At 64.0% G+C, this 13811-nt stretch carries 13 protein-coding genes; 8 read left to right on the forward strand and 5 right to left on the reverse strand.

Annotated features, from left to right (window positions below):
* Window positions 1-143: 143 nt before the first annotated feature.
* The 3 genes from IC232_RS17645 to IC232_RS17655 are packed head-to-tail and all read right to left on the reverse strand — an operon-like array spanning window position 144 to window position 1472.
* Window positions 144-419 carry a hypothetical protein gene (locus tag IC232_RS17645; RefSeq protein ID WP_190846296.1) on the reverse strand — a complete coding sequence of 92 codons (276 nt, stop codon included), beginning with the start codon at window positions 417-419 and terminating at the stop codon, window positions 144-146.
* Window positions 420-447: 28 nt separating this feature from the next.
* Window positions 448-861, reverse strand: a complete 414-nt coding sequence (locus IC232_RS17650) for a hypothetical protein (protein ID WP_190846297.1) — start codon at window positions 859-861, stop codon at window positions 448-450.
* A 5-nt stretch (window positions 862-866) separates the two neighbouring features.
* The gene (locus IC232_RS17655) at window positions 867-1472 is read right to left on the reverse strand and encodes a hypothetical protein (protein WP_190846298.1); all 606 of its coding nucleotides are present in this window, start codon (window positions 1470-1472) and stop codon (window positions 867-869) included.
* Window positions 1473-1764: 292 nt separating this feature from the next.
* Here IC232_RS17655 and IC232_RS17660 point away from each other — a divergent pair, with 292 nt between their 5' ends.
* The 3 genes from IC232_RS17660 to IC232_RS17670 are packed head-to-tail and all read left to right on the forward strand — an operon-like array spanning window position 1765 to window position 4876.
* On the forward strand, window positions 1765-2061 hold the full coding sequence (locus tag IC232_RS17660; RefSeq protein ID WP_190846299.1) for a hypothetical protein: 297 nt from the start codon (window positions 1765-1767) through the stop codon (window positions 2059-2061).
* Complete coding sequence (locus IC232_RS17665) at window positions 2058-3878, forward strand: AAA family ATPase (protein WP_190846300.1); 1821 nt, start codon at window positions 2058-2060, stop codon at window positions 3876-3878. Before IC232_RS17660 ends, IC232_RS17665 begins: the two co-directional genes overlap by 4 nt.
* Entirely contained in the window at window positions 3875-4876 is a 1002-nt protein-coding gene (locus IC232_RS17670) for an exonuclease SbcCD subunit D (RefSeq protein WP_190846301.1), read from the forward strand. The genes IC232_RS17665 and IC232_RS17670 overlap by 4 nt, the downstream gene beginning before the upstream one ends.
* On the opposite strand, the gene IC232_RS17675 is transcribed toward IC232_RS17670, so the two are convergent.
* Window positions 4873-5523 carry a hypothetical protein gene (locus tag IC232_RS17675; RefSeq protein ID WP_190846302.1) on the reverse strand — a complete coding sequence of 217 codons (651 nt, stop codon included), beginning with the start codon at window positions 5521-5523 and terminating at the stop codon, window positions 4873-4875. The two genes, IC232_RS17670 and IC232_RS17675, sit on opposite strands and share 4 nt — an antisense overlap.
* Before the next feature lie 364 nt (window positions 5524-5887).
* On the opposite strand from IC232_RS17675, the gene IC232_RS17680 reads away from it, so the two are divergent.
* The 3 genes from IC232_RS17680 to IC232_RS17690 all read left to right on the forward strand — a co-directional run bounded on the left by IC232_RS17680 (window position 5888) and on the right by IC232_RS17690 (window position 9072).
* Window positions 5888-6559, forward strand: coding sequence for a trna delta -isopentenylpyrophosphate transferase (locus tag IC232_RS17680; protein WP_190846303.1), 672 nt, complete (start codon window positions 5888-5890; stop codon window positions 6557-6559).
* 91 nt (window positions 6560-6650) lie between these two features.
* A complete protein-coding gene (locus IC232_RS17685; protein ID WP_190846304.1) occupies window positions 6651-8840 on the forward strand; it encodes an ATP-dependent RecD-like DNA helicase in 2190 nt (729 codons plus the stop codon).
* A gap of 64 nt (window positions 8841-8904) precedes the next feature.
* Complete coding sequence (locus IC232_RS17690; RefSeq protein ID WP_190846388.1) at window positions 8905-9072, forward strand: hypothetical protein; 168 nt, start codon at window positions 8905-8907, stop codon at window positions 9070-9072.
* Here IC232_RS17690 and IC232_RS17695 read toward each other — a convergent pair.
* Window positions 9015-10898, reverse strand: a complete 1884-nt coding sequence (locus IC232_RS17695; protein WP_190846305.1) for a glycosyltransferase family 2 protein — start codon at window positions 10896-10898, stop codon at window positions 9015-9017. The genes IC232_RS17690 and IC232_RS17695 overlap by 58 nt on opposite strands.
* Window positions 10899-11035: 137 nt before the next feature.
* Between IC232_RS17695 and IC232_RS17700 the strand changes: the two genes are divergently transcribed.
* Complete coding sequence (locus tag IC232_RS17700; protein WP_246812274.1) at window positions 11036-11851, forward strand: transporter substrate-binding domain-containing protein; 816 nt, start codon at window positions 11036-11038, stop codon at window positions 11849-11851.
* Between the two features lie 235 nt (window positions 11852-12086).
* Window positions 12087-13808 (forward strand): lysine--tRNA ligase, encoded by a 1722-nt coding sequence (locus tag IC232_RS17705; protein ID WP_190846307.1) that lies wholly within the window; start codon window positions 12087-12089, stop codon window positions 13806-13808.
* The last annotated feature ends 3 nt before the right edge of the window (window positions 13809-13811 follow it).

A 13811-nucleotide genomic window follows, 5' to 3' on the forward strand; every position in this document is an offset into this window, starting at 1 on the left:
TTGTTTGAGCCGCGAGAATGTTGGAACTTCCTCAGGGCAGCCGGATATGCGTCCGTTTAACCGTCCGATGCTCTAGCTCAGAGCACTGGCGGATACGAAAATAGCGGCGATGGGAATCGCCGCTATGCGAAGAAAAATAGAGTTTACTCGGCCGCCTGCAGATAGACCACCTTCGACTGCTCGTTCTTCACCTCGCGCAAGGTGCGCGCCATGTAGGTGAGCTGCTCGATAGCCTTCTCGAGATCGTCCGTGGTGCCGGCCTCGAGATCGTAGGCCCTGCGTCCCCGGTAGAGCCGGTTGACTTGGCTTTCCATCTCCGCGGCGGCTTCACGGATGCGGTGGACGAGATTGTCTGCGATGACATTGGCATTGCCGTCGACAACGCAGAAGCCGACATCGCTTGCGCGAACCTTAGCCATGGGTTGATACCTCTTCTTGTTGTTCGTTTCAGGCAACGGCCCGTTCTCCATGCGCGGCATGGATGCCGAGCCGGCGGGCCAGGGCGTGTTTCGTCACGGGACCGATCCAGGGCAGCGTCGCGAGGTAACGCAGCTTGTCCGGACTTGCCGTGTATTCCGCGAACAGGCGCTCACGCTCGCGCCAGATCAGATCAACGGCTTCGGCCTTCGCCGGGTGGCGAAAGCCCACACGAGCCGTAGAACTGACGCTCAGCGCACGCATGCAGCGCTCGAACGTGCGGCGGCCGATGGCCGGCGTGACGCTGGCATGGCAGATCGTCTCGATCACATGCTGCGCGAACTCGTCCGCGGTTTCAGGCGCCTCCGTCTCCGCACCGGAGATGTCGCCCTGAAAAGCGCTTGCGCCGCTGCGCATGATCTCTTCAAGCCCAAAGCTCGGCATTGCTCTCACCGTATGTTCCAGGCTGCCTGCAGCAGCCGAACGAGCTTCGTTCCGGTCTTTCGAATCCGGCGCGGCGCCTGCCATGAGGGGCTGGTTTCACGGGCCGGGTTCAGGCGTTCGGAACGTTGACGCGGGTTTTTTAGAACGAGGCGCGCACCCAGTTCGGTGCGAATGCGCCAGGCTGCTGCCGAGCTCTGAAAACCTTGACCATTCAGGGGTTTATGCGAGGAGCGCGGCTTCATTAAAATGGGGTTTGAGCCCTCGGAATGCAAGGTGCGCGGGACCCTCGGAACGGAGCTGGCAGAGGCTCGCGCAGCCTTCGGCCAAGGCGAAACTTCGCAGCGCGCGACCTTCAGGCTTTGCGCCAGCTCCACACCCGTGCCGATGCCGAAGACGGAGAGGGCGCAGGTGAAGGCTTCCGAGAACGGCTGCATGCCGCACCAGGTCTTCTCCGCCATGTGCAGCGGCCACGACCAAAGGCCGTCCTCACGCCGCTGGCCGAGGCTCTCACGGTCGATGAAGTAGCCGGTCGTCTTGTGCTCGAGGCCGCCCTCGCTGAGGAGCCATTCCTCGTTCTCGAAGATCGGTCGCTCTTCCGTCATGGCACTCATCACGAGATCCTTGTGCGAAGGGCCGTTCAGCACTGCCCTAATGAGGTCACATCCGCGACGCATACAGATGATGTGAACAAACCAAGAACATAGCCTCGGCGCGTGCTGTGTCAAGCAAAGTCCGCTGTTTGAGACTGTAATCTTGGAGTAACGGATACTATGTGGAGGGTCGGTGCCCAGGATTGAAGACATCGTCCCCGATCCAGACCAAAAAGAGGCGAAGTCGTTGCGACGAAATAGCGCTGACGATAACTGAAGCTCGACCATTCACTAGCAGCGGAGCCGCGATTCCATGACCAGCCTGTCACGCTCTGAGACCGACCAGCTTCGCCGCCTGGAGGAGATGCGCAAGGCCTTCGACAAGCTGCGGGCGGAGCGCATCCGCGCAGAGGGCGAGGTGGAGCGCTTGTCGCGTGAACTCGACCAAGCGCGCGCGCTTGCCAAGGCCGAACTCGGCACCGACGACGAGACGCAGATTCAAAGCCTGATCGAAGAAGCGCAGGCACGAAACGCCAAGCTCGCAGAGGAGTTCGGCGTCGCCTTGCGCGAGGTGGAGACGCGCCTCAGGCAGCTTGGAGACGAGCGTTGATCCTGTCGTCCGCTACGCATGATGTCACCCGCGCGGAAGCGCTGCTCGCGCGCCTCGAAGGGCGGCGCGATGCCATCCGTACGCGGGTCGAAGAACTGACGCGCGAGATCGAGTTCGCCAAGGGCCGCCTTGCGGTCAAGGATGAGGTCGAGGCCTTCATCGAGGCCGTTCACGGCTCGGCGAGCCGCCGCAGCCTGTCGGCTTTCGAGACGCTGCTGACGGCGCTCGTGCAGGAGGTGCTGCCGGGCGAGAAGCCCGTGGCATTGGAGCTGTCGACGGAGCGGGGCCTTGCGTCCCTCGACATTTGCGTACGGCGCCCGGACGGCTCGCTCGAAGACGTGCTGGAGGACAATGGCGGTGCGCTCACCAACGTGATCGGCATGGCCCTGCGCCTGATCGCCGTGGTCAAAGCGGATGTTGCCCGCTTCCTGGCGCTGGACGAGGCGGATTGCTGGATCGCGCCGGAGCGCGTGTCGTCCTTCTACACAGTGCTGGAAGATGGCGCGGCGCGGCTTGGCGTGCAGTGCCTCGCCGTCTCGCACCATGACCTGTCGCAGTTCTCCGGCAAGTTCCACATCGCGCGCATCGCCGGCGAGCCCGCAACCGGTGTCGAGGTGGTGTCCTCCGACACCAGCGCACAGTGGGCCGATGCCCAGCCGGGCCTGCGCTTCATCCGCCTCGTCAACGTGCAGGCCTATACGGATGCGACGCTGCATCTGAGCCCCGGCGTCAACGCGCTGATCGGGCCGAACAACCGCGGCAAGTCCACCTTCATCCGTGCGCTTCGTGCAGTGTTCTACGGCGAGGCCCGCGACAGCCTGGTGCGCGCCGGCGCGAAATCCGCCATGGTGGAGATCGGCGTCGCCGGGAAGCGCACTTTGCGCTTCACCCGCCAGCCGCGCCGCTCGCCCGTCAACATCTGGTCCTTGCATGGGGCGGATGGCTCCGTTGTCGAGGAGCAGGGCATGCGCTACGAGACCGGCGGGCGTGCTGTGCCGGATTGGGTGGCCGATCTCATCCGCATCCGCAAGGTCGAGGATCTCGACGTCCATATCGCACACCAGAAATTTCCCGTGTTCCTGCTCGGCGAAACGCCGTCGCGCCGCTCCGCGGTTCTCTCGATCGGCCAAGAGGCAGGCTATATCCGCGACATGCTCGTCATCCACAGAGAGCGCTGCCGCCGCGACAACGATCTCGTGCGAAACGGCGAGCGGGAACTGATCGCATTGAGCGAGACGCTCGACGGGCTCGGCGAACTTGAGCCGCTGAAGGAAAGGATTTCCGCTGCGCGCCGGCAGGCGGAGCGGTTAGCCGTGGCAGCGGCCCAGCTTGAGCGGCTGCAGAAGCATGCGGCGCAGCTTGCCACGATCCATCGGAGGCTGACATCCGCTGAGGCGCGCGCGCGCATCACCGAGGCCCTTCCTCCTGCGGAGCGGCTCGCCGATCTCACCCGTGCGGCCGAGCGCGCTCGCGAGCGTGAGCGCATCGGGCGGCAGGTCCTGCAACTCGGTCGTGATCTGAAGCGAAGCCAAGCGAGGCTGAAGGCGTTGCATGGCTTGCCGGAGGCCGTGCCGGCCCTTGAAAACACCGCCTCTGCACAAAATATTCTGAAGCGCATGAAGGATCTTCATGCGGCCTCTCAGATCGCTAAGAGCCGGATGACTCAAGTCGACGAGGGGCTAAAATCCCTGCAGGCCGAGATGGCGCGCCTCGTCGAGGAAACCGGTGGGCTGTGCCCCACCTGCGGTTCGCCCGTAAAGCCCGAGACCCTGCTCGACCACCACACCCATTCGCCTATGGAGCGGCTCACCGCATGATCCTGACTGGAGATCGTCTCACCCCTGTTGCCTGCAACGGGATTCTCGTGATCGGGGATCCGCATGTGGGCTCGCGGCGTCCGGGGCGGCGCAAGGATGCCGTCTGGCCTCAGGCCGTGCTGGGCAAGCTGGAGCGCTGCGTTTCCATCGCCAATGAGCGGCAGCTGGCCGTGGTCATTCTCGGCGATCTCTTCGATCGGCCGGTCGAGACCGACATGGCGCTCAAGAACCAACTCGTCCGCATCCTGAAGAGCTTCCACCATCGACCCATCGTCAATGTGGGCAATCATGACATTCAGCATACCACGCTCACCGACAGCGACTCGCTGGCGCTGCTTGGGTTGTGCGATGTCGTCGACGTGGTGGCCACATCCGCTCCCGTGGCCGAGTTCCAGATTGGCACAAGACGGATCGGTGTCGGCATGACGCCGTACGGCCAGACGATTCCAACAGATGCGCGGGGCTCCTTTTCCGGGGCCGATCTCCAGGCCTGGTTCACGCATCACGACATTGCCTTCGACGGCGGCTATCCCGGCGCCGTCGCGCCCTTCGCGGTCGAAGGCTGCGATGTGCTGATCAACGGGCACATCCACAAGACCCAGAAGGCTGTTCTTGCGGGCCGGACACGCTGGCTCAACCCCGGCAACATCACGCGTCAGTCCGTCGATCTCGTGGATCACGTGCCGCGCGCCTGGATCCTTGACGGCAGCGGAGCGCTCGAAGCGCAGGCGCTGCCGTTCGAGAGCAATGTTTTCGATCTTACCGGACGGGTGGTCGATGCGGCCGACGAGGCGCTGGTGGCGCGCGAGGTGGAGAGCGCCTTCGTCACCCTGCTACAGGCGGAATCCTCGACCGAGCTGAAGCGCAGCGGCGACGGCTCGATCATCCGCGACGAGATCGAGGCGAAGTTTGCCGCCGACAGCACCTCGGATGCCGTGCGCGCCATCGTGCGCTCGCTCCTGGGCGAGGCCGTGGAGCGCCACGCCGCACAATCTTAAAAGGCAAACGGGTCGGCAAAGGGCAGGCGGCGCCGACGCACCTGCGTCTCGGGCAGGATCGGGCGGCTGATGTCGACCGCAACCAAGCCCTCGCAGGCCAGCGCCAGAACGGCCGCCACACCATCCTGCGTGTTCATCACGGCACTGGCGCAATCAACAAGCCGCATGGTGCCGAGTTCGTCGAGCTGGTGCAGGATGCGCACCCGGTCGCCGGCTGTCACCGGCGTGCGCTTGCAGGCCATGATCAGGCGCATGGTGGTAAAGCGCGGCTCCGCCCGGATGCTGGCTGCCGTCTCGATCAGGAAGGCGCGTCCGTCGGCGGCGGTGATGCTATGGATCGAAGCCGTGCGCAGGGGATGGGCGAGCAGGTCGTCGTCCGTCACCACGTCGATCAAGTAAGCCGACCCGTCGCGGACAATCTCGAAATCGGCCACATGCTCGACTGCCTCATCGCCGATGGTGAAGGTTGCCGGATCTGCCGGCGCACGCAGCGACTCCACGTCCGCATCAAGTTCGCAGAGCGCCAGGAAGTCAGCAATCAGGGCATTTCGCGTGAGAGGCGTCGCCGGGCGCTTGGCAGCCCGGCGGGCGCCGCCACGGCGGGCGGGGCGTCGATCCGATAGGTCGAGGATCGCTTGCGCGGACATCCGGTCCTCCAGGGTGGCGGTTGCGACGAGCAGTCAGGCCGCCTCGGGAAATATGGCGTCGGGTTACATCCTGACTGATGAGAACATATATAGAACATAGAAGTTATGGTCAAATCATGACGCTACTGCTGAACGCTCCCTTGGAGCCCACTGCGCGAGTGAGGGCATCCACCCGTTGAGACAAAATGGCACAGCGTATAAGTCTCTGTAACAAATAGGATAAATCCTCCTGATTGCTGCCTCCTGATTGGACCTGAGAGCCTAAATTTGGTATAGAACAAAGAACGAACACGCCTGCCGCAGAAGACGATTTCGATAAGAGCGTGAGCCGATGTGCGGGCCCTGATAAAAGTTAGGATCGAGGATGAATACGACCGATAAGAAAATCTCCGAGGTGCTGGCCAAGTTCGGTGAGCCGATGGCCGGCAATATCTGGCGGGTCCAGGGAACGGCCGTAGTCTACCACAAGACGCTTGAGCGCATTGCCGCCCAGGCCAATGTGGTCTTCGACGAGCCGAAGATCATCCGGGCCGAGCGCGACGAGGCGGTGATTCAGGTCACCGGCCGCATGGGCGAGCGGGTCGAGTGGTCGATCGGCGAGGCGCTGATCGGCGTGAACTACCGCGTCTCGGGCAAGCAGGCGGCCTATGTCTATGCCATGGCCGAGAAGCGGGCGAAGGACCGCGTGATCCTCAAGCTCATCGAACTGCACGGCTACGTCTATTCCGAGGAGGAAGCGGACGAGTTCAAGCAGGGCCGTCCGGGCTTTGCCGATCCGCATGTGGAGATCGAGAAGACCGAGCCTCAGACGCAGAAGGGCAGGGTCGAGGCTGCTGCCGCCGACGACAAGGTCGAGGACGATCTGAAGGCGAAGATCAAGAAGGCCAAGACCATCAATGCGGTCACGGACCTGATGCTCCATGCCGATACGCAGAAGGTGCTCGCCGAACTGCCGGAGGGCATCCGCGACGAGATCCGCGACTATGCCAAGGCGCGGCTGGTCGAACTCGGCTGGCCCACCAAGAAGGCAGCCTAAATTCCGCTGCGATCATGGGCGAGACGGAACAAGCCGTCTCGCCCTTTTCATTTCTCCAGTGGCGTCCCGGCGCTTGTGGTCCCGCTGATCGATGCCGAAATCCTCCGCCATGGCTGCCTCCGATCAGGAGGCGCTGCTCCTCTCCGAACATCTCGTCGGCTCCATCGAGCGGGTGACGTTCCACAACGATGAAACCGGCTTCTGCGTGCTACGCGTCAAGGCGCGCGGGCACCGCAAGCCCGTTGTCGTCGTGGGGCATGCGCCCTCGGTTGCTATCGGCGAGGTGGTGGAGGCGAACGGCGGATGGCTTCACGACCGCAATCACGGGGTTCAGTTTCGCGCGAGCGAGCTGATGACCTCGGCGCCGACCACCGCGGAAGACTTGCAGCGCTTTCTCGGCTCCGGCCTGCTGAAGGGCGTTGGGCCCTCTCTCGCTCAGAGGCTCATTGCATCCTTTGGTGCGCGCATTCTCGACGTGATCGAAACGAAGCCGCATGAGCTGACGCGCGTGCATGGCATCGCGATGGCCAAAGCGCTCAGCATCGGTGAGGCCTGGGCCGAGCACCGGGCGCTGAAGGACATTGCTGCCTTCCTCAATGCCCATGGCATCGGGGGCTTTCTGCTGACGCGCATCTACCGCGCCTATGGGGTTGGTGCCATCGACATCGTCAAAGCCAATCCGTACAGGCTCGTCCTCGACATTCCGGGCTTTGAGTTCGCGCTCGCCGATCAGGTGGCCCTGCAGCTCAATGTGGAGCCCACCGCTGCGATCAGGCTTCAAGTCGGTCTTGCGCATGTTCTCTCCGAGGCTGTCAAGGAGGGCCATTCCGGGTTGCCGGCAGAGGAGTTGCTGCGGCAGGCCAGTCGCCTGCTCGAAATTCCTGAAGCTGAAGTGAAGCCCGTGCTCGATGCGCAATGTGCGGCGGGTCAGCTCGTGGCCGACGAACTCGATGGCCAGCGCAGCACCTTCCTGAAAGGCCTCTACGGTGCCGAGCTTTTCATCGCACAGCGCCTGAAGGAGATTGCCCAGGGACTGCACCCGTGGAACGGACTTGATAGCGAGCAGGTGATCGCCGAGGCTGAAGCAGCCATCGGCGTGTCCTACTCGCCGAGCCAGCGCGAGGCCCTGGCGTCCGCCTGCCGCTCGAAGGTTCTCGTGGTCACCGGCGGGCCGGGCGTCGGCAAGACGACCTTGATCAGGAGCCTGACCCATCTGTGTGCGCAGCATGAGCTGACGATTGCCCTGTGCGCACCAACTGGGCGCGCTGCAAAGCGGCTGTCGGAAAGCACAGGCCTTCCGGCCAAGACCGTCCATCGATTGCTGGAGGCCTCCGAGGGCGGCTTCCGGCGCAATGCGAAGATGCCGCTCGACTGCAACCTTCTCGTGGTCGATGAGACCTCGATGCTCGACATCCGCCTGATGGCAGCGCTGCTGCGTGCGCTGCCGGATGAAGCCTCGCTCGTTCTCGTCGGCGACGTGGATCAGCTGCCCTCCATCGGTCCGGGACAGATCCTGTCGGACATCATCGCATCCGGCGCTATTCCCGTCGTGCATCTCAAAGAGGTGTTCCGGCAGGAGCGGGAGAGCCGCATCATCACCGTGGCCCATGCGATCAATCGCGGGCTTGTGCCTGACCTCGGGCACCAGCCGGATTCGGATTTCTACTTCGTCGAAGCCGATACGCCGTCCGAGGTCATGGCCAAGATGACCATCCTGATCCGCGACCGGATCCCGCGGCGGTTCGAACTCGATCCCGTGCGCGATGTGCAGGTGCTGTGCGCGATGAACCGTGGGCGCCTCGGCACGCATATGCTGAACGGAGAATTGCAGCAGCTCTTCAATCCGCCGGGCCTTGAGAGCCTGCACCGGGCCGGCTGGAGCTATGGGCCCGGCGACAAGGTCATGCAGGTTCGCAATGACTACGAGCGCGACGTCTACAACGGCGAGGTCGGCATCGTGCGCGAGGTGCGCCGCGATCACGGCGAACTCACCGTTGCCTTTGATGACAGGCTGGTGGTCTATTCTCTCCAGGAACTCGATGAACTGGCTCTGGCCTACGCCGTGACGATCCACAAGGCGCAAGGATCCGAGTATCCTGCCGTGGTCATCCCGGTCGCCTTGCAGCAGGCCTCGATGCTGCGGCGCAAGCTTCTCTATACGGGGGTGACGCGGGCAAGCCGTTTGGTGATCCTCGTCGGCAGCCGGTCCGCCTTGGTTCAGGCTGTCGGCTCGGAAGAGGAGCCCCGCCTGTCCCGGCTCAGGCACTGGCTTGAGGCCTGATCCCTTCCGCCCAGAGCCAAAGCGCTCTATATCTTGTGCCTGGAGGCATCCTCCGGAGCAGCGCATGAGCACAGAGACCGAACATACGGACCAGCAGGAGCAGCGGGCGCGCATTGGCCTCGTTGCGGCCGCGGTCCTGTGCCTGGTGGCCTCGGGCGGAATTCTGTGGTGGCGCTATGGCGGCGCCGTGTTCAACGACCTGGTGACCGCCGGCTTGGCCTGGTGCTTCTGAAACAGCCCGGCCCGCGACGTGCGGGCAAGACCGTGGCTTGTCTTGTTCCAGCGAAATGGCGCGATGGCCAATTCCCATAAGCCTCTCCAGGCAGCAACACTGACGAGGCCGTAATAGAGCGGCAGCAGCAGGATCCAGGGCAGGAGCCGCCAGAGCTTGCGCCGGTGCAGGGCCACGCAGGCGGGAATGAGCACCGAGGCCAGGCCGGACACAAACAGCGTCAGGGCATAAGCCTTGAAAGCTGTCGCCAAGCGCAGGCCGAGAGCCTGTTCCGGCCCTGCAAGCCATGACGCCACATAGAGCCCTGTAAAGAGCGGATAGACCAAGGCGCTGAGCACGGCGCCCCAGGTCAGGGCGAGGGCACCGGAGAAGCGCCAGAGCCCGAGCTGGCGCAGCATGATCCAGGGCTTGCGTGTATGGCTCGCGGCGGTCTGCACATAACCTTTCATCCAACGCGTCCGCTGCCGCATCCAGAGCCGCAGCGTGCCGGGCGCCTCCTCGAGGGTGGAGGAGGGGAGATCCCTGACCTCATAACCGAGCCGCGCCAGACGAATGCCGAGATCAGCGTCCTCGGTGACGTTCCAGGCATCCCAGCCATGGACCTTCCGCAGCAAGGAGGTGCGGAAATGGTTGGAGGTGCCGCCCAGGGCGATAGGGCTGCCGATCTCGGCCAGCCCCGGATTGAACACGTCGAACAGGGCCGCGTATTCGATGGTGAAGAGCCGCGTGAGCCAGGTGTCGTCCGTGTTGTCGATGGTGAGCCGCGCCTGCAGGCAGGCGACGCGCGGCGGCGCTTCGGCGAAGCGCGACACGGCCAGGCGCAGCTGACCCGGATCGGGCACGTCCTCGGCGTCGTAAATCACCGTATAGCGGCCCCGCGCCAGCGGCAGGGCGACGTTGAGCGCGCGAGGTTTCGTGCGTGGCTCGCCCGGAGGTGCGATCAGGATCTCGACATTGCCTGGAACATCGCTGGAGCGGAGAGCCCCCGGGGTCTCCCGGTCGTCTGCCTCGAGCACGAGCTTGATGTCGAGCTTGGAGGTGGGATAGTCGATCCGCTCCAGAGCGTCGAGAAGCCGGGCGACGACCCGCTTCTCCCGATAGAGGGCTGCGATCACTGTGTAGACCGGCAGATCGGAATCTTCGTCACGGGGCGGCTGGACCAACGGCTCGACGGGATTGCCTAGAATCGACGCAGCAATCCGGAGAACAATAATCGCGAGGAACAGGGGACCCAGGGCCGCTCCAAGGATGCCGATGGCTGGTCCGAACGCGTGGACAAGGCCGAACGAGATCAGCGTGAGGCTGATGAACAGAAGGGCGATCTGCCCGTAGCTGACATCGGTTGCAAGGTGAGGGGCCTTGTCGGCCAGCTCATGGGCAGCCCGCCGGGCGATCAGCGGACTTTGAGCCCGAAAGACAGCCTCGCGCAGCCTGGTGGGCGTCGTGATGGCGAGCAGCCGATGCCGGGAGCGGGTCTTGAGAAGGTCCGCCAGGGCAGGGCCGCGCGGCGCCGCCACGAAGCTGGCGTTCGCCCTGGCCAGAGGGGCCACGTCTGCCAGGACGCTATCAGGATAGCGAACCTCCGGTGACAGGCGCGGGCTTGCCAAGAACGGCAGGCCGAGCTCGGCCGCAAGGGCCCGGAAGAAGTCATCCTCGGGGATCATCCCCTCCCTGAGGAGAAATTCATCGGGCGAGACACCGGCCGCCTGGGCGAAAATGGCAGCCCGCCTCAGGGTGTCGGGGGCATGCCCGTGATGGCTGAGAAATCCGATCTCGACCGGCAGCGCTGTTGACTGTGCGTCCCCGTCCGCTAGACCCTGCCTCATGAGCGTCGGGTGCTTCCTGCGGGCATTCCTGAGCGGCGCAAAGGCAAGAGCAAGGGAATGTCGCCTCGATGGTCCTAAATATCGTTACATTGGTTGCCTGCCTTTCCCGCAAGATCAAGCCCCTGGCACTGACCGGGATGCTCCTGCCCCTGACTTTTGCCCTGCTGACCAGCGTGGTTCAGGCCCAGGGGGTGAGCATCCCGAATTTCTGGGATCCGAGGACGCAGCTCGAGCGCCCGGAACTGCCGGCCACGCGCACGATCCGCTTTCTGGTCGACGACGACTTCCCGCCGCTCCACTTTCCGGGCCTCGACGGCAACCCGACCGGGCTGTCGGTGGAGCTCGCGCGGGCCGCCTGTGAGCGCCTGGTCCTGACCTGCACGGTTCAGGTGCGCCGCTTCGATACGCTGCTGAACGCCCTCAGCGAGAAGCAGGGCGACGTGGTGGCGGCCGCTATTCCCATCACGGCTGATCTGCGGCAGCGCTTTGCCGTGACCGGCCCCTATTTCAAGATCCCAGCCCGCTTTGTCGTGCGAAAGGACAAGAACCCGCCGGCACCGGACGCCAAGGCCCTGCAGGGCAAGACCCTGGGTGTAGTCGGTGGAACGGCTCACGAAGCCTATGCCAAGGCCTTCATGGGGGGAGCCTCCCTCAAGCCTTATCCCGAGCTGGCGGCGGCGCAGACGGCCCTCAAGGCCGGTGAGATCGACTACCTGTTCGCCGATGGCCTTGGGCTTGCCCTCTGGATCGGTGGCGAGGAGGCGGCGGGATGCTGCGACTTCTCGGGCGGTCCATACCTCGAGAGCCGCTACTTCGGCGAGGGCATCGGCTTCATCGCCCGCACCGAGGACGACGTCCTGCGACGGGCGCTGGACTTCGCGCTTCAGCAGCTCTGGCGCGAGGGCAAATACGCCGAACTCTACCTGCGCTTCTTCCCGACGAGCCCCTATTGAGGCATTCCAGTCCCTCAAGGAACGGGTTTGCCGCATTGACCCTCGCGAGCGTCGTCCAGCGCATCGTGCGGACCCAGCGGGCCGCGCTAGCGAAAAGTGGGCCCGGTCTTCCGGTCCACACGATGCGCTATCTAAAGAATTGAGCATCGAATGGGCCCCAAAAGTGCATTCCACTTTTGGGTTCGATGCTCTAGTGTGCCGCGCTTCTGGAAGCATTTCCGTAAGCACTAGGTCCATGTCTCGAACCCTGTCCCTTGATCCCGCTCTGATTGAAGCCGCCCAGACTGCCACCGCCTGGCCTTTCGAGGAGGCGCGCAAGCTTGTCGAACGGCTCAAACGGACGGGCAAGAAGGAAGCGCTGTTCGAGACGGGTTACGGCCCCTCGGGCCTGCCGCATATTGGCACCTTCGGCGAGGTGGCCCGCACCAGCATGGTGCGGCACGCCTTCCGGGTGCTGACGGGCGATACCATCCCGACCCGCCTCGTCGCCTTCTCGGACGACATGGACGGCCTGCGCAAGGTGCCGGACAACATCCCCAACAAGGAGCTGGTGGCAGCCTCCCTGGGTAAGCCCCTCACGCAGGTTCCGGATCCGTTCGGGACGCACGAGAGCTTCGCGCATCACAACAATGCGCGTCTGCGGGAATTTCTCGACACCTTCGGCTTCGACTACGAGTTCATGTCGGCGACCGAGTGCTACAAGGCCGGCAAGTTCGATAAAACGCTGCTCACCGTGCTGGAGCGCTATGATGCAGTGATGGCGATCATGCTGCCGTCGCTACGCGAGGAGCGCCAGCAATCCTATTCGCCGTTCTTACCCATCCACCCGAAGACCGGCATCGTGATGCAGGTGCCGATCGACGAGCGGAAGGTGGACGCCGGCACTATCGTGTGGCGTGACCCCGAGACGGGCGAGCGCTTCGAGACCCCGGTCACCGGCGGTCACGCGAAGCTGCAGTGGAAGCCCGATTGGGCGATGCGCTGGGTGGCGCTCGGCGTCGATTACGAAATGGCCGGCAAGGACCTGATCGACAGCGTGAAGCTCTCAGGGGAAATCGCCAAGGCGCTCGGGGGCCTGCCGCCGGATGGGTTCAACTACGAGCTCTTCCTCGACGACAAGGGCCAGAAGATCTCCAAGTCCAAGGGCAACGGCCTCACCATCGACGAGTGGCTCACCTACGGCACGCCGGACAGCCTGCGGCTGTTCATGTTCAACAAGCCGCGTGAGGCGAAGAAGCTTCATTTCGACGTGATCCCGCGGCAGGTGGACGACTACCTGACCTTCCTGGAGAAGTTCCCGGCGCAGGATGCGAAGATGCGCCTGATGAACCCGGTCTGGCATCTGCATGCGGGCACGCCGCCTGCGCCCGAACTGGTGTCATCTGAGGGCTCGAACCAGCCGGGCACGACAATCTCCTTCTCCATGCTGCTCAACCTCGTGGCGGTGGCTAATTCCGAAGACCCGTCGGTGCTCTGGGGCTTCATCCGCCGCTATGCGCCGGGCGTCTCGCCGGAGACGCATCCGCGCCTCGACAGCCTTGCGAAGCGCGCCGTGCGCTACTTCGAGGATTTCGTGAAGCCGCAGAAGACCTATCGTCTGGCGGACGAGGTCGAGGCCGCTTCCCTGCGGCGTCTCGACGAGGTGCTCGCAGCCTTCGAGTCGGGAGAGCGTCCCGCAACGGCCGAGGCGATCCAGGACGAGATCTACAATGTCGGCCGCGCCGAGCCGCGCTATCAGGACTTCAAGGCCAAGGGCGCCACGCCCGAGCGTCCGGGCGTGTCCATCGAGTGGTTCAACACGATCTATCAGGTGCTGCTCGGCGAGCCGCGCGGTCCGCGCTTCGGCTCCTTCGTGGCGCTCTACGGCGTGAAGGAAAGTCGGGCACTGATCCGCAAGGCACTCAACGGAGATCTCGTGCGTGAGCACGAGGCGTTTCTGAAGGATCGCGCAGCCTAAAGG

The organism is Microvirga sp., assembly GCF_014699075.1.
Classification (GTDB): domain Bacteria; phylum Pseudomonadota; class Alphaproteobacteria; order Rhizobiales; family Beijerinckiaceae; genus Microvirga.